This window comes from Micromonospora sp. WMMD1102 (assembly GCF_029626265.1).
Taxonomy (GTDB): domain Bacteria; phylum Actinomycetota; class Actinomycetes; order Mycobacteriales; family Micromonosporaceae; genus Plantactinospora.
Genome location: NZ_JARUBN010000001.1, coordinates 771,341 through 793,322, shown reverse-complemented (window position 1 = coordinate 793,322; position 21,982 = coordinate 771,341). Strand labels below are relative to the sequence as shown.

Annotated in this window: 19 protein-coding genes and 5 riboswitches; of the genes, 6 read left to right on the top strand and 13 right to left on the bottom strand. The window is 71.4% G+C overall.

Translation table 11 applies throughout. The features are described 5' to 3' along the window. Positions 1–53: 53 nt before the first annotated feature. The 9 genes from O7626_RS03750 to O7626_RS03710 all read right to left on the bottom strand — a co-directional run bounded on the left by O7626_RS03750 (position 54) and on the right by O7626_RS03710 (position 13,242). Positions 54–2,444: a ribonucleoside-diphosphate reductase subunit alpha gene (locus tag O7626_RS03750; protein ID WP_278059271.1), complete on the bottom strand. Its 2,391-nt coding sequence runs from the start codon at positions 2,442–2,444 to the stop codon at positions 54–56. A gap of 127 nt (positions 2,445–2,571) precedes the next feature. Continuing rightward, positions 2,572–2,780: riboswitch (cobalamin riboswitch) on the bottom strand. Between the two features lie 337 nt (positions 2,781–3,117). Further along, positions 3,118–3,594 carry a hypothetical protein gene (locus O7626_RS03745; RefSeq protein WP_278059269.1) on the bottom strand — a complete coding sequence of 159 codons (477 nt, stop codon included), beginning with the start codon at positions 3,592–3,594 and terminating at the stop codon, positions 3,118–3,120. A gap of 20 nt (positions 3,595–3,614) precedes the next feature. Next, positions 3,615–4,655: a peptidase gene (locus tag O7626_RS03740; protein ID WP_278059267.1), complete on the bottom strand. Its 1,041-nt coding sequence runs from the start codon at positions 4,653–4,655 to the stop codon at positions 3,615–3,617. A gap of 84 nt (positions 4,656–4,739) precedes the next feature. Continuing rightward, positions 4,740–4,869: riboswitch (cobalamin riboswitch) on the bottom strand. A gap of 81 nt (positions 4,870–4,950) precedes the next feature. Further along, a complete protein-coding gene (locus tag O7626_RS03735; protein WP_278066048.1) occupies positions 4,951–5,397 on the bottom strand; it encodes an acyl-CoA thioesterase in 447 nt (148 codons plus the stop codon). Between the two features lie 201 nt (positions 5,398–5,598). After that, a riboswitch (cobalamin riboswitch) is annotated at positions 5,599–5,819 on the bottom strand. 165 nt (positions 5,820–5,984) lie between these two features. Next, on the bottom strand, positions 5,985–6,788 hold the full coding sequence (locus O7626_RS03730; RefSeq protein ID WP_278059265.1) for an ECF transporter S component: 804 nt from the start codon (positions 6,786–6,788) through the stop codon (positions 5,985–5,987). Next, positions 6,785–8,404: an ABC transporter ATP-binding protein gene (locus tag O7626_RS03725; protein ID WP_278059263.1), complete on the bottom strand. Its 1,620-nt coding sequence runs from the start codon at positions 8,402–8,404 to the stop codon at positions 6,785–6,787. Before O7626_RS03725 ends, O7626_RS03730 begins: the two co-directional genes overlap by 4 nt. Further along, positions 8,401–9,537: a CbiQ family ECF transporter T component gene (locus O7626_RS03720; protein WP_278059261.1), complete on the bottom strand. Its 1,137-nt coding sequence runs from the start codon at positions 9,535–9,537 to the stop codon at positions 8,401–8,403. Before O7626_RS03720 ends, O7626_RS03725 begins: the two co-directional genes overlap by 4 nt. Positions 9,538–9,583: 46 nt before the next feature. Further along, entirely contained in the window at positions 9,584–10,546 is a 963-nt protein-coding gene (locus O7626_RS03715) for a hypothetical protein (protein WP_278059259.1), read from the bottom strand. Then, the gene (locus O7626_RS03710) at positions 10,543–13,242 is read right to left on the bottom strand and encodes a prenyltransferase/squalene oxidase repeat-containing protein (protein WP_278059258.1); all 2,700 of its coding nucleotides are present in this window, start codon (positions 13,240–13,242) and stop codon (positions 10,543–10,545) included. The genes O7626_RS03715 and O7626_RS03710 overlap by 4 nt, the downstream gene beginning before the upstream one ends. 87 nt (positions 13,243–13,329) lie before the next feature. After that, positions 13,330–13,467, bottom strand: a riboswitch (cobalamin riboswitch). Between the two features lie 37 nt (positions 13,468–13,504). Next, a riboswitch (cobalamin riboswitch) is annotated at positions 13,505–13,635 on the top strand. A 113-nt stretch (positions 13,636–13,748) separates the two neighbouring features. On the opposite strand from O7626_RS03710, the gene O7626_RS03705 reads away from it, so the two are divergent. Beyond that, positions 13,749–15,164: a hypothetical protein gene (locus O7626_RS03705; RefSeq protein WP_278059256.1), complete on the top strand. Its 1,416-nt coding sequence runs from the start codon at positions 13,749–13,751 to the stop codon at positions 15,162–15,164. A gap of 139 nt (positions 15,165–15,303) precedes the next feature. Then, positions 15,304–16,035, top strand: coding sequence for a helical backbone metal receptor (locus O7626_RS03700; RefSeq protein ID WP_278059254.1), 732 nt, complete (start codon positions 15,304–15,306; stop codon positions 16,033–16,035). 19 nt (positions 16,036–16,054) lie between these two features. Here the strand turns inward: O7626_RS03700 and O7626_RS03695 are convergent, their stop codons facing one another. Continuing rightward, positions 16,055–16,324 (bottom strand): transcriptional repressor, encoded by a 270-nt coding sequence (locus O7626_RS03695; RefSeq protein WP_278059252.1) that lies wholly within the window; start codon positions 16,322–16,324, stop codon positions 16,055–16,057. 108 nt (positions 16,325–16,432) lie between these two features. Between O7626_RS03695 and O7626_RS03690 the strand changes: the two genes are divergently transcribed. From O7626_RS03690 to O7626_RS03675, 4 genes are all read left to right on the top strand, one after another. Beyond that, a complete protein-coding gene (locus tag O7626_RS03690) occupies positions 16,433–17,047 on the top strand; it encodes a superoxide dismutase (RefSeq protein WP_278059250.1) in 615 nt (204 codons plus the stop codon). Between the two features lie 5 nt (positions 17,048–17,052). Then, positions 17,053–17,325, top strand: a complete 273-nt coding sequence (locus tag O7626_RS03685; RefSeq protein ID WP_278059249.1) for a superoxide dismutase — start codon at positions 17,053–17,055, stop codon at positions 17,323–17,325. A gap of 216 nt (positions 17,326–17,541) precedes the next feature. Beyond that, on the top strand, positions 17,542–18,780 hold the full coding sequence (locus O7626_RS03680) for a Type 1 glutamine amidotransferase-like domain-containing protein (protein WP_278059247.1): 1,239 nt from the start codon (positions 17,542–17,544) through the stop codon (positions 18,778–18,780). A 61-nt stretch (positions 18,781–18,841) separates the two neighbouring features. Then, the gene (locus O7626_RS03675) at positions 18,842–19,378 is read left to right on the top strand and encodes a hypothetical protein (protein ID WP_278059245.1); all 537 of its coding nucleotides are present in this window, start codon (positions 18,842–18,844) and stop codon (positions 19,376–19,378) included. A 131-nt stretch (positions 19,379–19,509) separates the two neighbouring features. Here O7626_RS03675 and O7626_RS03670 read toward each other — a convergent pair whose 3' ends face one another. The 3 genes from O7626_RS03670 to O7626_RS03660 are packed head-to-tail and all read right to left on the bottom strand — an operon-like array spanning position 19,510 to position 21,970. Then, positions 19,510–20,205, bottom strand: a complete 696-nt coding sequence (locus O7626_RS03670; RefSeq protein ID WP_278059243.1) for a class I SAM-dependent methyltransferase — start codon at positions 20,203–20,205, stop codon at positions 19,510–19,512. Beyond that, positions 20,202–20,990, bottom strand: coding sequence for an ABC transporter ATP-binding protein (locus tag O7626_RS03665; protein WP_278059241.1), 789 nt, complete (start codon positions 20,988–20,990; stop codon positions 20,202–20,204). Before O7626_RS03665 ends, O7626_RS03670 begins: the two co-directional genes overlap by 4 nt. Continuing rightward, entirely contained in the window at positions 20,987–21,970 is a 984-nt protein-coding gene (locus tag O7626_RS03660; RefSeq protein WP_278059239.1) for an ABC transporter substrate-binding protein, read from the bottom strand. Before O7626_RS03660 ends, O7626_RS03665 begins: the two co-directional genes overlap by 4 nt. Between the last annotated feature and the right edge of the window lie 12 nt (positions 21,971–21,982).

Sequence of the window (21,982 nt, the reverse complement as noted above, 5' to 3'; positions counted from 1 at the left end):
CTCACCAGAGCTGGTGCCGGTGCTGGCGGTGGTGCGGGTTTCGGACGTGGTGGTCACTGGCAGGCCTCGCAGCTCTCGGGGTTTTCCAGGGAACAGGCCAACGCCTCGTCGTCGCTCATTGCGACGATCGGCTTGACCACCGGGGCGACGGCGACGGTGGCCTGCTGGATCCGGGTCGCGGGACGCGACCGCAGGTAGTAGGTGGTCTTCAGCCCGGACTTCCAGGCGTACAGGTACATCGAGGAGAGCTTGCCGATGGTCGGCGCGCTCATGAACAGGTTCAGCGACTGCGACTGGTCGATGTACGGGGCACGGGCGGCGGCCAGGTCGACCAGGGCCCGCTGCGGCAGCTCCCACGCCGTGCGGAACAGCTCCCGTACGTCGCCGGGAAGGTCGGCGATGCCCTGTACGGAGCCCTCCGCGCGCTTGATCTGCTCGCGGATCGCGGCGGTCCACAGCCCTCGTGACTTCAGCTCCCGCACGAGGTAGGTGTTGATCTGGAGGAACTCCCCGGACATCGTCTCGCGCTTGAACAGGTTGGAGACCTGCGGCTCGATGCACTCGTAGCAGCCGGCGATCGACGCGATCGTCGCCGTCGGCGCGATCGCCACCAACAGCGAGTTGCGCAGGCCGTGCGCGGCGATCGCGGACCGCAGCGCGGCCCACCGCTCCACCTGGGTGGGTTCGGCACCCCACAGGTCCGGGTGCAACTCGCCCCGCGCCGCGCGGGTCTCGGCGTACGCCGGATGCGGGCCGAACCGCTCGGCCAGCTGGGCCGAGGTCTCCAGCGCGGTCAGGAAGATCTCTTCCTGTACCCGGGTCGACAGCTCTCGCGCCTGCGGTGAGTCGAACGGCAGACGCAGCGTGAAGAACGCGTCCTGCAACCCCATCAGCCCGAGCCCGACCGGCCGCCACCGGGGGTTCGACGCCGCCGCCTGCTCCGCCGGGTAGTAGTTGATGTCGATCACCCGGTCGAGGAACACCACCGCCGTGCGGACCGTCGCCCGCAGCCTCTCCCAGTCCACGCCGTCTGCGGTGACGTGCGCGCCCAGGTTGATCGATCCCAGGTTGCACACGGCGGTCTCGGCGTCGCTGTTCACCTCCAGGATCTCCGTGCACAGGTTGGACAGGTGGATCGTGTTGCCTGGGGAGCCGGTCTGGTTGGAGAGCCGGTTCGAGGCGTCCTTGAACGTCATCCACCCGTTGCCGGTCTGGGCCAGGGTGCGCATCATCCGCCCGTACAGGTCCCGGGCCTTCACCGTCCGGACGGCCTTCTTCTCCGCCGCCCGGTACGCCTCGTCGAACGCCTCCCCGAACAGGTCGGGCAACTCGGGCGCGTCGGACGGGTCGATCAACGACCAGTCGCCGTCCGCCTCCACTCGGCGCATGAACTCGTCCGGGATCCAGTTCGCCAGGTTCAGGTTGTGGGTGCGCCGGGCGTCCTCGCCGGTGTTGTCCCGCAGTTCCAGGAACTCCTCGATGTCCGGGTGCCACGGCTCCAGGTAGACGCAGGCCGCGCCCTTGCGCCGGCCACCCTGGTTGACCGCGGCCACCCCGGCGTCGAGCGTCTTGAGGAACGGGACGATGCCGTTCGACCGCCCGTTGGTGCCCCGGATCAACGCGCCGCGACCACGGACCCGGGACCAGGAGATGCCGATCCCGCCGGAGAACTTCGACAGCTTCGCCACCTGGTGGTACCGCTCGTAGATCGAGTCGAGCTCGTCGCGCGGCGAGTCGACCAGGAAACACGACGACATCTGGGTGTGCCGGGTGCCCGAGTTGAACAGCGTCGGCGAACTCGGCAGGTACGCCAGCGACGACATCAGTCGATAGAAGCCGATCGCCTCACCGGGTGTCTGTGACAGTCCACAGGCGACCCGCAGCAGCCAGTACTGCGGCGTCTCCACCACCAGCCGCGTATCCGGATGCCGCAGCAGATACCTGTCCGCGACCGTACGCAGCCCGAAGTACTCGAACCGCCGATCGCCGTCCGGGTCGACGGCGTCGTCGAGCTTGCGGGCGTTGCGGGCCACGAACGCGGCCGTCTCGTCCCCGATCAACCCCAGACCGTGCGCGTACCGGATGGACTGGCTGAAGCTGGCCACCCCCTGACCGCGAACCTCCTTGTCCACGTACGCGGCCAGCAGCCGCGCGGCCAGCTTCGAGTACTGGGGCTCCTCGCCGATCAGCTCGGCCGCCGTCTGGATCGACAACTTGTCCAACTCGGCCGTGGTCGCCCCGTCGTACAACCCGCTGATCGTCTTGGTCGCCACCCGCAGCGGATCCACCTCGTCCAGGTCGGCGACCCAGCGTTCCACCGCCCTGACGATCTTGTTGACGTCCACCGGCTCGGTGTCGCCGTTACGCTTGCGGACCCGCATCACGTGCCGGCGCTGCTCCGGCACCGCCTGATCCGGCACAACCTGCTCCTGCGTCGCGGCCATGTCCCCCTCCTCACACCTGTCCGGAAGGTCGACGGACGCGCGGAGGGACGCCACCGGGCATCGGCATACCTGCCGACGGTCCGGCTGATGGCGTCGGCCGTCCCGCGCGGCCTTCGACCGCCGCACGCGACGCGTGCGGCGCGCTGGCAGGTCTTCGGACTCGCGGGCGTCGCACTCATCCCTACTGGCCGTCGCTTCCCAGACCCGAGGGTCCAGTGCTTCGTTGACGGCGGTCGTTCCCACTCACCGCTGCGGGGCAGTCCCGGATTCCCACCGGGTTCCCTCTTGCCTCGACCACCATGGATTGACGGTCGAACCAGCTACGGACAACACCATATATGGGCACGACGAAAGGAGGAAACACCAGATGCTGTGTCGGGCGTGTCACGGTGCAGGATTTGCGCCCGACTTCCCCAGCGCGGTGGGAGTCGGGCGCGCGCCATCGGCGACGCGGACGGGTCGGCGGCGGGCCGGTGACCGGTCAGAAGCGGAACCCGACGTGGCCCGGTCGTCCCCTGGCCCTTGACCCGCCGTAGTGGCAGGAACCCCTCGACGATGACCGTCCGCCGACCGAGCGTCGTGCCGGATTCCCACCCCGTCCTGGTCCGAGGCATCGGATGGTGGTGACATGCCTGGCCGGCCACCGGTACGGCGGTCGGCCAGGCGAGCCGGGTCACGGCGGGGAAATCGAGGGTGCCTGGCCGGACCCGAATCGCCAGCCTTCGACGGTGCCCTGGGCGGGGTTGTAGCTGGTGGCGCCGAGGGTGCTGTAGGACCAGGTGCCGCCGGGCGGGGCGTGCCAGTAGGACCAGTAGGCGCTGGCCGGGGGCGTGTTGACGCACGGTTCGGCCGCCGGTAGCGGTCGTCCGTCGATGCGGCAGACGAACGCGAGACCCCAGCGTTGGGTGCCGGTGACGGTGTAGCCGGCGCCTTGCAGGGCAGCCAGGCCGGTGGGCGGGTCGCCGAGGTAGCACGCGGTCTGCACGCCGAGGCCGAAGGCGGTGAAGTCGACGACGACGGTGACCCCGGTGCCGGGGCTGCACGCAGCGGCGTGCGCCGGGCGGGGCGTCGGGTCGGCGGCGACCAGCCCGGCCGCGACGACGATGATGGCGATCAGCGCGGCGAGGTGGCGGCGGATCCGGATGGGCATTGGTGAACCTCCCGTGGTGGTCATCGGTGCGGACACGCCAGGGTCGGGGCGGCCGGACGGGAGCCGGCGGCGGACAGGGTGGCGAAGCCCACCCCCGCCAGTCCGGAGACGGCTTGGGCGGTGGCGCGGGTCGCGGTGCTGGGGTCGTACCCGCCGTCGGTGTAGGCGATCGCGCCCCGGTCCACGGCGGGTGCGGTGCAGGTCTGTTGGAGGCTGGTCAGGTACTGACGGGCGTGCAGCCACGGCACGGCCCGACCGGCAGCGGCGAGCGCCTGCGCGGCCAGTCCGGTGCTGTTGGCGTTGGCCACCCCGTTCGCGGTGAACGACCCGTCGTCGGCCTGTACGGAGACCAGCCATCGAGCCGCCGCCTGGGCGACGAGGGGACGGTCGGCGGCGAGGAGTGCCTGGATCGCCAGTGCGGTGGCGTCCACGTCGCTGACGCAGGTGGCCTGGGCGAATAGCAGGGGGAAGCCGCCGTCGGGGCAGCGGGCGCCGGCCAGGAAGGCCACCGCCGCCGGGGGTGCTTCGCCCGCCCGGTCGAATGCCAGCACCGCGAAGGACTGGCTGAACATGTTGCTGAAGTCGCCGAAGGCGGACCGGTCGGTGAACCTACCGGTTGGTGCCATCAGGGTGTGGAGGCGGGCGATCAGGTCGACACCGCCGAACGCTGCCGGATTCAGGCCGCGGACCTGTACGCCGAGGGCGAGTTTGGCGGTCGCTCCGGCGTACGCCTCGGTGCCGTCGCCGATGTAGCCGGTGGTGACCGCCGGTTGCGCCAACCAGGCGGTGGCGCTGGCGGCGTTCGTGTCGGCGACCTTCGCGGCGGCGAAGGCGAAGATCGCGTCGAGGGTGAGTCCCTGATCGGGGTAGGCGACGCCGTCGAAGACGACCTCGAACCGTTCGCCGTCGACCATCTGGCGGGCGAGCCATCCGGCGGCGGCGTCGACACGGTTGAGGGTGGATTGCGCGGCGGCCGGTGGGGCGACAGCTATGCACAGGGTGAGAGTGGCGAGTACGCCGGTGAGGAGAGTGCGGGTGCGGTGCCGGAGGAGGGCGGCCATCAATCGGTGCCTTTCCGGCCCGACGGTCGACGCGACCCGGGACCGCTCCCGGGCGGCTCCGACCCGTGGGCCACGACGGGTGGGGGAACCTTGCGGTACGTCGATGGGTACTCGGGCTCGCGGCGTATGTTCGCCGCCTACCGTTGCGGGCCAGCGCCGGCTTGTACCGGACTTCCCCCATCAACGCACAGGTATCATGATGTTGCAGTCAGTGTGCCCATCCCGGCTCGTGTCGTCAAGGTGATCATGGCCAGGTAGCCGACGAGGGTTCCGGCCGGCACGTACCCGAACTCGCTCACGCCAGGCCGGCCTGGCTGGCGAGGGCGCGGCGCAGCGTCAGGCGGTGCTCGCGGCGGATCTGCGCCTCCTGGTAGCGGCGGCGGTCGTCGTCAGTTTCCGGCAGTAGTGCGGGGACCGGTCGGGGTTGTCCGTTGTCGTCGACGGCGACCATCACCAGGTGGGCGGTGGCGACGAGGGTGGGTGGAACGGCGCGGTCCCACCGGTCGGCGGTGACGGTGACGGCGATCTCCATCGACGACCGGCCGGCCCAGGTGATCCGGGCCTCGACGTGGACGACGTCGCCGACGCGTACCGCCTGAAGGAAGGCGGTTTCGTCGATGGCGGCGGTGACGGCCGGGCCTTCGGAGTGGCGGGCGGCGACCACGCCGGCGACGGCGTCGATCAGGTTCAGGATCCGGCCGCCGTGCACGGTGCCCATCAGGTTGGTGTGGTGCTGGTCCATGATCTGCGACAGGGTCAGCTGCGATGCGGACGGTGGGCGGCTGGGCAGAATCGTGTCGCGCACGGGTTGTCCCCCGAAGGTGGTCGTGACCTGCGGCAGGAAGGACAAACCACACCGACCGTCGGGCGCCGTGGTAGGCGGTACCGGACGGGTACGCGGTCCGCCCGGCCCACCCGCGAGGCCGGCGGCAGCACACACCCGGTCGGTGTGTGCGGCGCGGGCAGGTCTTCGGACTCGCGGGCACGTCCGGACCAGGGTCCGGTCTCCTACTGGCCGTCGCTTCCCAGGCGCGGGTGCGCCCAGTGCCGTTGACGGCGGTCGTTCCTGCTCACCGCTGCGGGGCAGTCCCGGATTCACACCGGGTTCCCTCTTACGACGCCCCGCCTGCACGGGCGGGGCGAACCAGCGCTGACGCCGATGATAGCCGCCGCCGTCCCACGTTGTGGACTTCGCAAGGGGCCTCCAGCCCGGAGTGTGCGGATCGTCTCACCGACGCGGCGCCGACAGCTGCGAGTACGCCGTCATCCCCTGCGGGTCGCAACGGCCGGGCCGCCTGACCGGCGGCTCGGGCGAGACAGTCACTGCGCTCACCGGTCGGCGCCCTGCCGGGTGTGTTCGAAGGTCGGTGTGGTGTGGAAGTTCGCCCGCCGTGCGGCGCGGCGGAAGGCACCGAGGACCGCTGGGCCGGTGAGGGTGACGAGGATCGCGGTGGTGACGGCGCGGCCGGTGTCCCAGCCGAGTGAGGTGACGGTGAAGAAGGCGAAGTATCGCTGGAACTGTTCGAGCAGGGGCAGGCCGGGTTGGTAGGCGATGGAGCTGTCGGGGTCGAGGGAGAACGGCCAGAAGGACAGGTTGAGCATGAACCCGAACAGGTAGCCGCTGACCGCCGAGTAGCCGGCCAGCAGCGCGATCTCCGCCTTGCCGCTTGCTTTGGGTAGTAGGCCGGCGAGCATGCCGACCCAGGCGCAGCCGAACATCTGGTATGGCATCCACGGTCCGACGCCGCCGGTGAGGAGGGCGGAGGCGAACAGGGAGGTGCAGCCGAGTGCGAACCCGAATCCGGGGCCGAAGACCCGTCCGGCGAGGACGAGGATGAAGAACACTGTTTCGATTCCGGCGGTGCCGGCGCCGAGGGGCCGTAGGGCGGCGTTGATGGCGGAGAGGACGCCGAGCATGGCGAGGGCTTTGGCGTCGATGCGTCGGTCGGCGATCTCGGCGAAGACGACGGCGAGGACGAGGACGAGGAGGGCGCCGAACATCAGTGGTGGGGTTTCGGCGGCGCCGAACGTGCCGGGGGCGACGACGAACGGCCAGAGGAAGGCGACGAGGCCGACGAACGACGCCATCACGATCGTGGCGGTCGCCCGGGCCGGGACCTGTACGGCGGTCACGGCTGTGCCTGGGGTGTGTCGAGGGCGGCGGCGACCTGGCCGACGGTGAGGTACGGCAGCGGGGCGAGGATCTTCGCGATCTGTGGGGCGAAGGTCGGTGACGCGGTCAGGACCGTCGGGGCGGGGCCGTCGGTGACGACGTCGCCGTCAGCCATCACCACGACCCGGTCGGCGGCGGCGGTGGCGAACTCGACGTCGTGGGTGGCCACGACGATGGCGTGTCGTTGCCCAGCGAGTTGGTTCAGGGTGCGGACCAGGGCGGCTTTCGCGGTGTAGTCGAGTCCTCGGGTCGGTTCGTCGAGCAGCACCACCCGGGGTGTGACGGCCAGTTGGATGGCCAGGACCAACGCCAACTGCTGTCCGGCGGAGAGGTCGCGCGGGTGTGCGGTGTCGGCGATGCCGGGAGCGAGGTCGTCGAGTAGCCGCCGGGCGGTTCCGGGGGTGGCGCCGTCGCGGTCGGCCTGGTCGAGTTCGGCGCCGACGGTGTCGAGGTAGAGCAGGTCGGTGGCGGTCTGTGGCACCAGCCCGACCAGGCGTCGCGCTTCGACGGGCGACAGCTTGGCCGGGTCGCTGCCGCCGGTGCGGACGGTGCCGCCGGCGCGGCGGCCGGCGCCCTGCAACGCCCACAGCAGGGACGACTTGCCCGATCCGTTACGGCCCATCAACGCCACCACCTCGCCGGCGTGCAGATCGAGGGTGGCGCCGCGAACGGCGACGACCGGGCCGTGCCGGACCACCACTCCCCTGGCGGTCAGCGTCACCTCGCCGTCGGCGCATGCGGGACGGTGTGGGACCGGTGGTGTGGCGGGTAGCCGCTGCCGCAGGGTGGGAGTGTGTCGGCGGGCGTCGCGGACGGACAGCGGTGGCGGTGCCCACCCGGCGAGGCGGCCGAGGTGCACGATCGGTGGGGCGACGGTGCTTTCAGCAAGGAGGGTGGCCGGGTCGCCGTAACGGGCGGTGCCGTCGCCGTCGAGGCGGATGAGGCGGTCGGCGTACGGGATGACGCGTTCGAGGCGGTGTTCGGCGAGGACGACGGTGATGCCGAGGTCGTGCACGAGGCGGGTGATGGTGGCGAGGACGTCCTCGGCGCTGGTCGGATCCAGGGCGGAGGTGGGTTCGTCGAGGACGAGTACCCGGGGGTGGGCGGTGAGGGCGGCGCCGATCGCCACCCGCTGCTGCTGGCCGCCGGAGAGTTCGTGCAGGCCCCGGTGGCGCAGGTCGGCGAGGCCGAGCAGGTCGAGGGTCTCCTCGACCCGGGTCCGCATCACCGTCGGGGTGAGGGCGAGTTGTTCCATGCCGTAGGCGAGTTCCTCCTCGACGGTGTCGGTGACGAACCCGGCGACCGGATCCTGTCCGACGACGCCGACGAGTTCGGCGAACTCGCGCGGCGGGTGCTCGGCGGTCGACCGGTCGGCGACGGTGACCCGGCCGGTGAGGGTGCCGCCGGTGAAGTGCGGGACGAGGCCGTTGATCGCGCCGAGGAGGGTCGACTTGCCGGAGCCGGTGTGCCCGACGACCAGGCACAGTTCGCCCTCGTCGATCATGAGGGTGACGTCGCGCAGCGCCGGTCGGGGGCTGTCGGCGTAGGTGATGCTGACGTGGTCGAAGCGGATCACGGGTGGGCTCCGGCGGCGGGAACGGCGATCGGTCTGGGCCGTGGTGGTGGGGGTGCGGCGAACGCGGCGAGCGCCGCGAGGAGGATCGCGGCGGTGGGTAGCAGGGGCAGGGTCGGCCACGTCAGCGGGTACAGGCCGGGGTTCAGCTCGGCGGGGTCGTAACCGGTCCCGGCGGTGAGGACGACGGCGGTGACAATGCCGCAGCCAGCGACGACCCATTCCGGCCACTGCCACGGGTCGGGACGGTAGCGGCTGCGGGAGACCCGCCGCCCACCGACGGCCAGGCCGATGACGCTCAGAACGATGCCGGTGGCCAGGGCGCCGAGGCTGACGGGCCGGGGCACGCTCGGATCGAGCAGGCCGTAGACGCCGACGCAGAGGCCGGCCATGCCGGTGAGCATCAGGGCGCCGGTGAGGCGCCGGGAGGTGCGGGTGGCGGTGCCGGTCCGGCCGTAGCCTCGGGAGTCCATCGCGGCGGCCAGCCGCAGGGACCGGTCCAGCGCGTCGTGCAGCACCGGCAGCGCGATCGCGCGTACCGCCCGCAGCCCCCGCGAGCGGCCGGCGCGCAGCCGGCGGGCCCGGGCGACCCGCTGCACGCTCTCCACCAATTGCGGTGCGACGCTGAGTGCGACGGTGACGGCCACGCCGAGTTCGTAGAGAGCGCCGGGCAGCACCTTCAGCGCCCGTTTCGGGTTGGCGAGGCTGTTCGCCGCGCCGATGCAGCACAGCAGGCAGGCCAACCGGAGCCCGTCCAGCGCGGCAGACAGCGTCGCCTCCAGCGACACCGGGCCGCCGATCTGGATTCCGGCATACCAGTCGGGGGTCGGCACATGCGGCAGCCGGAACAGGATGTGGTCCTCGGGGGAGATGCCGGTGGCGAAGACGATCCGGAACGCGACCCGGATGACGATGACCGACAGCGCGAGGATCAGGTAGTAGTGGAACGCCCTGGCCCAGGGCGCGTCGGTGCGGCGGACGGTGACGACGAAGCCGAGTACGGCGAAAATGAGGGCCAGCAGCAGCGGGTTGCTGGTGCGGCTGGCCGCCGTGGCCAGGGCGAGTGCCCACAGCCACCAGGCGACCGGATGCAGCCCTCGGGGCAGCCGCGCGGCGCGAAGACTCGCCGTGTTCACGCCGGATCGGGCGCCACGCGCGGCCGCGTGCTGAACCGAGCGCGGGTCACGGTGCCGGTTCCACCGGTGGCGCGGCGTCCGAGCCGGTACGGCGGCGACGCCAGCCGAGTACCGCGCCGCCGCTCCCGAGCAGCGCGAGTACGCCGAGGGTGATCAGCAGCGGGCCGGCCGAGCCACGGTCGGCGGGTGCGGCCCGGGTGGGGACGGCGTCGACCACCGTCGGGCCGCCGCTGCCCTCGGTGTCGGTCGGCCCGGCGCCGCTGTTCGAGGCCGTCGGGCTCGGTGCGCCGGACGGCCACACCGTGGCGGGCGGGGTCCCGCCGAGGGTGCCGGTCGGACCGGTCGGCACCGGCACCGTGGTGGCGTCGTCGGCTGTCGCGGGTGGTGCGGGCGCCTGCGCCGGAGGTGGGTTGCCGCCGGGGGCGGGCCGGTTGGTGGTCGGAGCCGGGGCCGGCGGTGGATTCGGGACCGGGGCGGTGTTGTGGGCCCGGACGCTGTCCGGGCTGAACGTCGGCCGGCCCTTCGTACCGCCGATGTCGGTTCCCCCGAAGATCCACAGATCGACACTGCCCGGCTTCGGTTTGTAGCTCATCGCCCCGAGCTGGCTGTACTCCCACGTGTTCGTGCCAGGGTCGGCATGCCAGTACGACCAGTACGCCGACGCCGGCGGAGTCAGCACACACCGCTCCTCGCTCGGCGGCGGGTACTGGGTGCCGTTGCGGAAGCCGGAGTACCCGATCCGGCAGATGAACGCCGGCCCGTCGTGTCCGGTGCCGGCGGTCTTCCAACCACCCTGGTTGAGCAGCTGGTAGCCGGTCGTCGGGGTGGTGCCGCAGGAGCGCAGCAGCGGACCGCCCCACCGGCTGAAGTCGACGGCGAGGATCACCCCGGAGCGGGTGGTGCACTGGCCCAACGGCATCGGCGCCGCGTACGCGGACGCCGGGGCGATGACCGCCGCCGCCTGCACCACGGCCAACGCGGCGACGGCGACGCCGATACGGCGGATCATGACCGGCCTGCCGTGTCGATGGTGGTCCGGCGGCGGCGGGCGAGGACGAGCAGGACCACACCGGCGATGATCAGGAAGAGCGCGCCGAGGGTCAGCGAGACGATCGAAGCGCCCGTCACCGGCATCGCGTCCGGCGGCGGCGTCGCGCTCGATTCGCTGGATACCGACGGTGACGGGGTTGGTGAGGTCGACGGGGACGGGGTGTGCGACGGGGACGGCGTCGGGGAAGGGTCGAGGTCGTGTACGTCCCGTAGCAGCGTGCCGAACGAGATCCCGGTCGCGCCGCCGACGACCTGGGTCGAGGCGCGTACGTCGGAGCCTGCCTGCCCGTCGGCGGCGACATTGAACCCGCCGTCAAGGTTCTGCTGCCCGGCCAGGAACGCCAGCGCCTTACCGATCTGGTTGCTGTAGGTCCCGCGCCGCAGCGTCATCCCCTGGACCGCCAACGCGGTGGAGTTGGTGGAGATGCCGGCCGCGCCCGGGAACCCGCCGTCGGCCTGTTGCTGGCTGGCGATCCAGCCGAGGGCCCTGTCGACGGCGGTAACGGCATCCGGGTCGTCGGGGAGCATCGCCAGGGCCATCGCGGCCATCGCCGTACTGTCGACCTCGTCACCGCTGCCCTCGGCCGGGATCAGGCTCGGGAACGCGCCGTTTGCCCGCTGGAGACTCTTGAGGAACTCGATCGGGGCGGCGGCGTCCTGCGTCCGCCCGGCCCGCAGTTGCGCGATGATGCCCAGGACCTGCGCGAACACCGACGGCGCGTTGCGGTAGTTCCCGGCGGCGGCGCAGCCGGTCGCCGGGTCGGCCGTGGTGCAGGTGATGTCGTGCAGGGCGGTGATCAGGTCGTGGCCGCCGAAGGTGCCCGGGTCGTAGCCGGTGACCTGGGCGAGGAGCGCGACCTTGCCGATCGCGCCGCCGGACGGAAACTCGGTGCCGATCCCCAGCCAACTGTCGACGGTGAACTCACTGTCGCCGACCTTGCCGCCGCTGCGGATGAAATCGGTGATCGCCCGCAGCTTGGCGTCGTCGAGACCGGCGGCGGCCAGCGCGAACGCGCCGTCGATCGTCAGCCCGAACTCGGGGAAGCCGGGGAACGATTCGTAGTAGCGGCCGTCGACGAGCTGCGTCGGGGCGACGAGCCACGCCACACCCTTGGCCAGATCCGGTGTCGGACCCTGCGGCGGCTCCCCACCCGGCGGATGCGTCAGCGTGGCGAGATTCTGCCCGGCCAGGGTCGGCAGCGCGCCCGAGGTCGCGACCAGGTCCGACTCGGTCACCGTCGCATCCGGGCTCAGGCCGCCGTCGGCGGCCGTCCGGGCGGCGAGGAAACCGCGCGCCGCGGCGACCGGCTCCGCCGCCCCGACCGCGAGTAGCCCCTGCGCCGCCATCGCGGTGGTGTAGCTGTCCGACGCCCCGGCACCGGCATAGGGCAGGTAGCCGCCGTCGGCCTGCTGCGCCCCCGTCAGGTACGCCTTCGCGGCCGTGACCTCGCTATCGTGCCCGCCGAGTACGGACAGGGCAAGCAGTGCCGCACCGGTGTTCGCCGGATCCGGTGTGCACGGGTCACCGGGCGCGATCAGCGAGTCGGCGAACCCACCCCCGGCGCACTGCCACTGCAACAGCCGCTCGAAGGCGGCCGCCGGTGGAGTCACCCCGGCGCGGCGCAGGGCGAGCAGCGCGAACGCGTGCGTCACCGGGGCGTACGAGCCGGCGAAGTCCCCGGCCGCGGTGCAGCCCGCGCCCGCGTCGGCCGCCGTACACACCCGATCGGTGAGCACCGCCAACAGGTCTCGACCGCCGACGTCATGCGGGTCGCCGCCGGTGATGGTGACCAGGAGCGCGAGGTTGGCCGCGTTGAACTGGTTGGGCAGCCCGTCGGCACCGTCGGGGAGGACCGCCGCCTCCACATGCGCGGCAAGGTAGTCGCGCATCTTCGTCAGGGTCGGGTCCTGCCCGCCCGAGGCGGCGAGCGCCGTCGCGACCACGATGCTGCGGGTGTGGTCGACGAACTGCCCATCCGGGTTGTAGACATGGTCACCGTCGGTCAGCTTCCCCACCAGGTAGGACGAGGCGGCGGCGATCTGCGCCTCGGTCGGCGGGGCGCCCGGCCCGCCGGGACCGGCAGTCGGGGAGACGGTGGGAGACGGCGTGGGGCCGGCGGCTCGGACCTCGTCCGGGGTGAACGTCGGCCTCCCTGTCGTACCACCGATGTCGGTGCCGCCGTAGACCCACGCCTGCACCTCCCCCGGCCCCGGCACCTTCGCCATCGCACCGAGCGGACTGTACGTCCACCCGTCCTGCCCCGGCGGGGCGTACCAGTACGACCAGTACGCGGTCGCGGGCGGGGTGAGCTGGCACGCCTCCCGCTCCGGCGTCGGGTACTGGGTGCCGCCGTCGAAAGCCGCGTTACCGATCCGGCAGATGAAGCCCGGCCCGTCGTGTGCCGTGCCTGCCGTGGTGAACCCGGCCTCGTGCAACAGGTCGAAGCCGGTCGTCGGGGTCGCGTCGCAGCCCCGCAGCACCTGACCGTCCCACGGACGGAAGTCGACGGCGACGACCGCGCCGCTGGTCGGCGTGCACGCCTCGATCGGATCGGCGGCGGCCACGGTCGCCACCGCCACCCCGGTCACGCCGAGGGTGAGCAGTGCGGTGACGGCGGCCCAGAGGCGGGACCATCGGCGGGTGAGGGACGGCATGGGCGGCTCTTCCAGGGGTGTGAGCGGCGTAGACGCGGCCGCCGCCCGGTGCCTTTCCCGGTGCGGTACCCGCATCGTGACCTCGACGACGCTGACGCATCTCCAGCCAGGTAATCCGACTCGTCCCGACGGTGCGGAACCTACGGCTGCGGGCCAGTGCCGGGATTTGACCGGCTTCCCCTGGGTGCTGGAGCACTTCATCGCAACACAATGGTCTTGCCAGCGTCAATCGCCCGCCGATGTCGGCTGGATAACAGCGCGACGTCGATCGTTGTCGTAGCGTCACCGCCGTCGACGTGTGGGGGAACCCGGTCAAAGTCCGGGGCTGACGCGCAACGGTAGGGGTGGGTGACCATCCGAGCCCGAACACCCACGCGGCGATGTACCAGCTGCGGTATCCGTCCCACGCGCCCATGGGTCCGGCCCCGCCTCGCAGTCCGCCGCCCGTCACCGTCCGGTCCGGGTGCGGTTCGGGGCCGAGTCGCGCCCCGACCTGGAGGAACCCGATGCGCCGCAAGCGCCCTGCTCTCACCCTGGCCGCACTGGCCGCCACCGCGCTGGCCGCCACCGCACTGGTCGTGGCAGTGGCCACGCCGGCCGCCGCGACGTCCACACCGGCCCAGATCACCACGGCCAAGAACAACGGCGTCGCGTACCTGAAAACCCTGCAAGCCGCCGACGGCAGCTACGCCGGCGCCGGCCTGTCCCTGGAATGGGCGTTCAGCGCCTTCGCCGCCGCCGGCACCCACCCGGTCGACGTGTACCCGGGCGGCGACCCCAGCAAGAACGCCCGCACCGCGTACCAGACCCACCTGTCCGCCGTCTCCTGGCCCGGCGGCTCACCCGTCGTCACCGACTACGAACGCGGCATCCTCAACGCCTACGCCGCCGGCATCGACCCCGCCCGCGTCTCCGCCTCCCGCAACCTCATCGCCGACGTCGTCGGCTACTGGCAGACCGGCACCACCGGCTACTACGGCCCACCGGCGAACTTCAACGGCACCGTCTTCGCGGTCCTCGCCCTCGCCGGGGCCAAGACCCAGGCCGGTAGCGCCCGGATCCCGCAACGGCTGCTCGACCTGTCCGTCACCCGGATCCGCAACAACCAGCACAACGACGGCGGCTGGAACTACAGCCAGGCCGAGGGCAACCCGTCTCAGCTCGCCGCGCCCAGTGACATCGACATGACCGGCGCCGCCATGGCCGCCCTCTGCGCGGCCGGAGTCCCGAACACCGACGCCGACGTGGTCCAGGCGAAGACATTCCTCAAGGGCAAACTGGTCAACACCACCGGCGCGTTCAACTCCATGTTCGGGGCGAACACCGACTCCAACGGCTGGGCCGTCTCCGGCCTCAACGCCTGCGGCATCCCGAGCCAGGGCGCCGACTTCACCACCCCCGCCGGGCGCACCCCGATCGACTTCCTCCGCGCCCAGCAACTGTCCAGCGGCGGCTTCAAGTACCTGCCGTCGGACACCAGCCCTTCCGGGTACGCCTCCGTCGACGCCGTCCGCGCCCTCGGCGGCGGCGGCTTCACCGCCGCACCGCCCACCCCGGTCACGGCCGGCGCCCCGAGATGGGTCGCGGCGAGCGGATTCACCGCCGGCACCCCGGCGAAGATCACCCTCGTCGTCGACAACGGCACCACCGTCCTGCCCTGCGCGGTCACCCTCACCCCGACCGCCGCCACTACGACGCTCGGCACCGTCCTGACCGCCGCCGCGACCAGCGCCGCGCCAGCCGGCTGCGTCACCAGCGTCACCCCCAGCTCGGGCACCGGCACGATCACCGCGATCAACGGACTCGCCAACACCGGCACCACCACCTGGAAGATGTCCCGCGACGGCGGCAGCCCGACGAGCGCCACCCGCGGCGGAACCATCACCGTCGGCGACGTCGTCCACCTGCGTTACGGTTCGTGACCTGACCCCTCACCGCCGCCCGCTCCTGCGGTAGCTCCTTGCACGCCCGCTACTGCTGGTGCCGCGAGCCCCGCTCCGGGCGTGGGCTCGCGGCACCGGCCAGAATAGGCCGGCACCAGCGCGGACAGGAGGAACAGCGATGCGAGTGGTGTCCCTGGTCCCGTCGCTGACCGAAGCCGTCGCGGCCACCCTGCCCGGGCTCCTCGTCGGCGCCACCGACTACTGCACCCACCCCGCCGGACTGGACGTGCCCCGCGTCGGCGGCAGCAAGTACCCGGATCTCGACCGCATTTTCGCCCTGCACCCCGACGTCGTACTCATGAACGTCGAGGAGAACCAGCGCTCCGACGCCGAGGCGATCGAGGCGGCCGGGGTACGTGTCCGGCTCACCTACCCCCGCACCGTCGACCAGGCGCTCGACGAACTCGCCGACCTGCTGCGAGACCTCGGCACCAGTCAGGAGCCCGAGTGGCTGGCACAGGCCCGCGCCGCCTGGGCCGCCGTCACCCCGGCCATCCCGCCACGCACCGTCATCGTTCCAGTCTGGCGGCGCCCCTGGATCGTTGCCGGCGGCGACACCTTCACCTCCGACGTGCTACTCCGGCTCGGCCTACGCAACCTCTACGACGACACCTCCGACCGGTACCCTCGGCCGACCCTCGACGACCTGCGCGCCGCAGCACCCGACCTGGTCGTACTGCCCGACGAGCCCTACCCGTTCTCTCCCACTGACGGCCCCGAGGCATTCCCCGACACCCCCTGCGCCCTGGTCTCCGGACGACACCTCACCTGGTACGGCCCCTCACTCGCCGAAGCACCCCGACTGCTGACCGCCCAGCTCACCCGGCCGGCCCGCAAAGCCCCGCACTGACAGCTTCGCGGCGGTCCGGTCACGGCTCGGCATTCGTCACGGTCCAGCCACCCGCGTGACCGACCCTGGTGCTGGCCGATCGGCTCGCGTGCACGGCCCCGGCCGTGACCAGAGCGTTCAGGGTGCGGTGCACCGTGGACAGGTCGACACAGACGCCGAGGGTGGCGATCCGGTCGCGTACCTGCGCGGCGCTGAGGTGGGTGGCGTTCGCGAGCGCTTGCAGGACCGCCTGCCGCCCCGCGGTCCGACGCCCGCCGCTGTCTCGCAACGCGGCAAGGGCTGTTGCCACGCGTTCGTGTGCGTCTTCCGTCACGCCGGCCAAGTCGCCCTCCGATCACCATTCTTGCCATAGTGTGGCAGAAGCAACCCTTTGGCAGAACCGGGAAGGAATTCACGGATGGCCGTCTACACGCTCCCCGACATGCCCTACGACTACGGCGCACTCGAACCTGCCATGTCCGGCGAGATCCTGGAGCTGCACCACAGCAAGCACCACGCCGCGTACGTCAAGGGCAGCAACGACGCCCTCGACCGACTCGCCGAGGCCCGGGACAAGGGCGACTACGAGACCCTGGTCGGGCTGGAGAAAAGCTTCGCGTTCAACCTTTCCGGCCACGTACTCCACTCGATCTTCTGGAACAACCTCTCCCCCGACGGCGGCGACCGCCCCGACGGCGACCTCGCCGCCGCCATCGACGAACACTTCGGCTCCTTCGACGCGTTCGGCAAGCAGCTCTCCGCCGCCACGAAGAGCGTCCAAGGCTCCGGCTGGGGTGTCCTCGCCTGGGAACCGCTGAGCCGCCGACTGATCGTCGAGCAGGTCTACGACCACCACGGCAACGTCGGCCAGGGCTCCACCCCGATCCTCGTCTTCGACGCCTGGGAGCACGCCTACTACCTGCAATACCGCAACGTCCGCCCCGACTACGTCGACCGACTCTGGAATCTGGTCAACTGGACCGACGTCACCGCCCGGTTCGACGCCGCCCGAGCCAGCCAGCCGAAGATCTGACCCCGGTGGGCCACCCCGACCCGGTCCACACCGCCGAGACGGTGCAACGCGCCGCCGGAGTCATCGCCGCACGCCGACGCGGCGATCTCGACGGCGCCGAAGCCCTCCTCTCCACCTTCCCCACCGAACAGGCGAAAACGCTGGGCTTCTATCTCCTCGCCGACCTCGCCCTCGGCCTGCTACAGGCGCAGTCTGGGCAGTCGATGGACGACCTTGTCCGGGAGCTGTCCTTGCACCTCGCCACGGCCGCGGACCAGCCACCGTCGGGAGGCCGGTAGCGGCGGTCGAGCGCGGCCCACCGTCGCACGGGCCGGAAGGGGTTCCCTTCCGGCCCGTCGGCCAGGATCCGGATGCCCCGGGGGTAGCGGTTAGGAGCGCCGCCGCCGTGACGTGGCCGCGTACGGCGGGCTACGGTTGCAGCGCGTCGAGGTGTCGTTCGGGCCCCAGCCGGGAGGTGGCCTATGCGGTCCGGGGCATCTGGTGTCGTCGCGATCATGGGATCCGGTGAGACCAGCCCGACGATGGTCAGCGTCCATCGTCGACTCGTCGATTTGATCAACCGGTCTGATCCCCGGGCTGTGCTGCTGGACACACCGTACGGCTTCCAGCAGAACGCGGCCGAGATATCCGCCAAGGCCCGGTCGTACTTCCTCACCAGTGTCGGCCTGCGGGTCACCGTTCCCGCCGGTCTGCACGGTGGCGGTGACGACGACACCGACCGGGCGCTGGCGGCGTTGACCCGCGCCGACTGGATCTTTTCCGGTCCGGGCAGCCCGACGTACGCACTGGCGTGCTGGCGCGCTAACCGGACCGCACACGTCCTGCACGATCGGTTCGCCCGGCCACACGGTGTGGTCGTGTTCGCCTCCGCCGCCGCGGCCACAATGGGCCGGTTCACGGTGCCGGTGTACGAGATCTACAAGGTCGGCGCGGCGCCCCACTGGCTCGACGGGCTCGACCTGTTCGGCCACCTCGGCCTACCGGTGGCGGTCGTCCCGCACTACGACAACACCGAGGGCGGCACCCACGACACCCGGTACGCCTACCTTGGCGAACCGCGCATGCGTGTCCTCGAACAGCAGCTACCCGCCGACGCCGCCGTCCTCGGTGTCGACGAGCACACCGCCGTGCTGCTCGACCTCGGCACCGCTGACCTGGAGGTGGTCGGCCGCGGTGGGATGACCGTACGCCGCGACGGGCGCAGCCAGGTCTTCCCGGCCGGCGCGACCTTGACCCTGACCGACCTGCGCGACCTGGTCCACGGCCGATCCCGGATTCCCCAGCCCCGCACGGCGGGCCAGAGGCCGCGGGCACCGGTCCAGCCGGCGCCGGCCACGCTGACCGAGACGGCCACACGTTGCACGGCGAGGTTCGACGACGGCCTGCGGCGCGGCGACGCCGAGGCGATGGTCGGCGCCGTCCTCGACCTGGAGACGGCGGTACACACCTGGGCGGCCGACACCGAGGAGGACGACGGCACCACGCAGGCCCGTACCGTGCTGCGTACCCTCGTCGTCCGGCTCGGCCAGGCGGCCACGATCGGGCTACAGGATCCCGACGAGCGGCTCCGCCCGCTGGTGGAGCCACTCGTCGCGCTACGCGAGCGTTTACGGCAGCGCAACGACTACGGCGCCGCGGACGGCATCCGGGAATCGCTCGCCGTCGGGGGCGTCCAGCTCAGCGACACGCCCGACGGTCCGCGCTGGGCCCTGCGTGTCGTTCCGACCGAGTGACCGTCACCGGACACCCGCGAACGTTACTGCCGCCTTTTCGCAGTTGCATATGCTGCGCATCGTGGCATACCGAACGACGGCGCGTCCCGACCTGACCGACCCTCCGGCTGCACCGGCGGTGCCGGTCGAGGTAGAGACCATCCTGCTCAGTGCCGTCCGGGACGGACTGCGGTTCCGGGTACGCAGCGGCCCGCTGGTCGAGGGCGAGCACCCGGACGCCCTGGCCCGGAACCTCGCCGGTCTGTCTCGCCGACACCCGCACGCCCTGCTCCACTCGACGTCGTGGCGCTTCCAGGGCACCGGAATCGTCCTCACCTACGTGGCGTTGCCCGACCCGGACCTGGAGACCGGGCAGTGGACCCCCGTCCACTCCGGTGCGATCGCCGGCCAGGACGACCCGCTCACGCCTGCGTCGGTCACGGTCCGGCCGGTCGATGTCGCGGTGCACGCCTGCCGGCACCTGGCCTTCCTGCGCCACACCGACCCGCTGGTGGCCGGCTTGGCGGCCGACCTGCCGGATCTGTGGCGGCACATCGAGCGGTTCAGCCCCACCGTCGCCGGACTGCTGACCCCGCCGACGTCACGACAACATCCATAAGCCACTCGCTGAACCCAGGCCCGGATAGGACCACCACCGGCAGGCGGCCGGGCCGGCACGAGCACCTACACAAACCCTGCCCACATCCGATGTCGGGTGAGCAGCTTCCGGTACGAAGCTGGGTCGCAGCCCTACCGTTGGCCGGTGATGAGGAACTGCATCTGATGCTCGTGGTTCGGGGCCACCCCGAAGCGCCGGTCCAGTTCGTAGATCGACGTCAGGGGCGTGACGGTGACGTCCCGCAGACCCGCCTCCTCCATGACCGCGACGGTCTGGTCGATGGACTTGGCGGTGGCCAGGGGCAGCACGGCTTGGACCTGTGCGTCGTAGTGGCCGGCGAAGTCCTCCGAGGCGTTGTCGAGGCCGTTGGGGAACCAGGTGCTGTCGACCACCGCGACCGTGCCGCCCGGGCGCAGCAGGCGGACCCAGTTCGCCACGGCGACCTGCGGTTCTCGTAGGGTCCACATCAGGTACCGGCTGGTCACCGCGTCGAAGCTGGCGGCCGGGAAGTCCGGGTGGACGGCGTCGCCGTGCCGGATGACCGGCCCGTTCGCGATGGCGGCGGCGTGTTGGCGGGCCCGCTCCAGCATGCCGTCCGCGAGGTCGATTCCGGTGACCCGGTGACCGAGGCCGGCTAGGACGATGGCGGCCTGCCCGGTGCCGGTGCCGACGTCGAGCACGTCGAGGGGGGCCGGTGGCAGGGCCCGCTCCCAGATCGCCGACCAGACCTGCTGGTCGTCGGCGAAACGGTCGGGGCGCTGCTGGTACTCGTCGTAGCTCGGCGCACGGCCGGTCCAGTAGGCGTTGATGCGGTCCTGCGCACTCATGCCGCAGCGCTCCTTTCCTCGGCGGCCCGCTCGACGGGCTGGAACAGCAGGTGGATGGCACCCTCCAGGTCCAGGCGCCGGATCCCGATGCCGTAGACGGGTTCGAGGAGCGCAGGGTCCAGCACCTCGTCGGTGGTGCCGGCGGCGACGACCCCACCGTTGCCGAGCAGCACCAGGTCGTCGCAGTACCGGGCGGCGAGGTTGAGGTCGTGCAGCACGACGACGCAGCAGGTGTCCAGGGTGCGGATCAGGTGCAGGATCTCGTGCTGGTAACGGATGTCGAGGTGGTTGGTCGGCTCGTCGAGCAGTAGGTGGGTGGCCTGCTGGGCAAGGGCGCGGGCGATCAGCACCCGCTGACGCTCGCCGCCGGAGAGGTGGCCGAACGCCCGGGGCCCGAGGTGGGCGGCAGCGACCCGGCCCAGGCAGCGGGCCGCGATCTCGCGGTCGGCCGTACCCGTGCGCTGGAAGGTCGACAGGTGCGGGCCCCGGCCCAGCAGCACCAGCTCCGCCACGGTCAACGCTGTTTCGCCGCCGCTCTCCTGGACGACGACGGCGAGCCGGCGTGCGGCTTCCCGCGACGGCAGAGTGCGCAGGTCGTCGCCGTCGACGACGACCTGTCCGGTGCTGCTGCGCAGGGCGCCGTAGAGCAGCCGCAGCAGGGTCGTCTTGCCGCTGCCGTTCGGGCCGATCAGCCCGAGGACACGGCCCGGATTCGCGGTCACGCTGACCCCGTCGATGACCGGGTTGGCTCCGTAGTGCCAGGTGACCCCGGTCGCCTCGATCACGGCTTCGCCTTGAAACGCTGCGCGATCCGCTCCAGACCGTCGATCGACAGCGGGGTCGGCGGTTCGGTGAAGTTGAACAGCTGCGTCATGACGTTGCCGTTGCGGACGGCGTTGAGGTTCTGCGCGCCGGGAAGGCCGGTCAGGCCCTGCTCGACGGCCTTGGGGTCACCGTCGCCGTACAGCAGGATCAGCACGTCGGGGTTGCGGCCGAGCAGCTCCTCGATGGTGACCTCGAAGACCCGTTCCTTGACGTCGCCGAAGACGTTACGCAGGCCCGCCGCCTCCAACTGGGGGTGCGCCATGCTGGCCGTGCCATAGGCGTACGTGACACCGCCACCGACCGTCGGATACAGCACCGCCGCGGTCCGCCCGGACGCCGTACCCGCCTCTGCCTGGACTTTGGCCATCCGCTCCTTCAGAGCGGTCACCGCGGCGGTGGCTTCCGCTTCGCGGTCGAACACCTTGCCGTAGCTCTGCATCTGGGCGTAGATGTCGTCGAAGGTCGGCACCGCCTTACTGTCAGGACACATCGCGGGCTCCTCCAACAGGGGGATGTTCACCGCGGAGAGGGTGTCGCGGGACAGGTTGTCGACCTCACCGAGCACCAGGTCCGGCTGTTGGCTGATCACCACCTCCTTGGAGATTTGCAGGTGGCCGCTGGTGTCGGTCTTGTCGGTCAGCAGTGGAATCCGGTCCAGCTCGGCGATGGTCGCGGCGTCGTAGTACTCCTTCGGGTACTGACCGGCCCGCGCGGTGACCCGGTCCATGACGCCGAGCGAGTGCAGGTACGGCACGGCCGCGCTCTTGAGCAGGACCACCCGCTGCGGCGCGGCGTCGAAGGTGACCTGCGCACCGCAGTTGGTGACGGTGAGCGGGTACCCGCCGCCCGCCGCCGTCGGTCCGTCACCACCACCGCACCCGGCGACGAGCATCAGGGTGGCGGACGCGGCGACGGCGACAGCCAGACGGATCGTCTTCATCATTCTCCTCGA

Coding starts and splice junctions, on each gene's coding strand:
- O7626_RS03715 (WP_278059259.1), bottom strand. CDS start 10,546: ATGATCCGCCGTATCGGCGTCGCCGTCGCCGCGTTGGCCGTGGTGCAG.
- O7626_RS03740 (WP_278059267.1), bottom strand. CDS start 4,655: ATGGCCGCCCTCCTCCGGCACCGCACCCGCACTCTCCTCACCGGCGTA.
- O7626_RS03670 (WP_278059243.1), bottom strand. CDS start 20,205: ATGAGTGCGCAGGACCGCATCAACGCCTACTGGACCGGCCGTGCGCCG.
- O7626_RS03705 (WP_278059256.1), top strand. CDS start 13,749: ATGCGCCGCAAGCGCCCTGCTCTCACCCTGGCCGCACTGGCCGCCACC.
- O7626_RS03690 (WP_278059250.1), top strand. CDS start 16,433: ATGGCCGTCTACACGCTCCCCGACATGCCCTACGACTACGGCGCACTC.
- O7626_RS03745 (WP_278059269.1), bottom strand. CDS start 3,594: ATGCCCATCCGGATCCGCCGCCACCTCGCCGCGCTGATCGCCATCATC.
- O7626_RS03710 (WP_278059258.1), bottom strand. CDS start 13,242: ATGCCGTCCCTCACCCGCCGATGGTCCCGCCTCTGGGCCGCCGTCACC.
- O7626_RS03660 (WP_278059239.1), bottom strand. CDS start 21,970: ATGAAGACGATCCGTCTGGCTGTCGCCGTCGCCGCGTCCGCCACCCTG.
- O7626_RS03750 (WP_278059271.1), bottom strand. CDS start 2,444: ATGGCCGCGACGCAGGAGCAGGTTGTGCCGGATCAGGCGGTGCCGGAG.
- O7626_RS03700 (WP_278059254.1), top strand. CDS start 15,304: ATGCGAGTGGTGTCCCTGGTCCCGTCGCTGACCGAAGCCGTCGCGGCC.
- O7626_RS03735 (WP_278066048.1), bottom strand. CDS start 5,397: ATGGACCAGCACCACACCAACCTGATGGGCACCGTGCACGGCGGCCGG.
- O7626_RS03680 (WP_278059247.1), top strand. CDS start 17,542: ATGGGATCCGGTGAGACCAGCCCGACGATGGTCAGCGTCCATCGTCGA.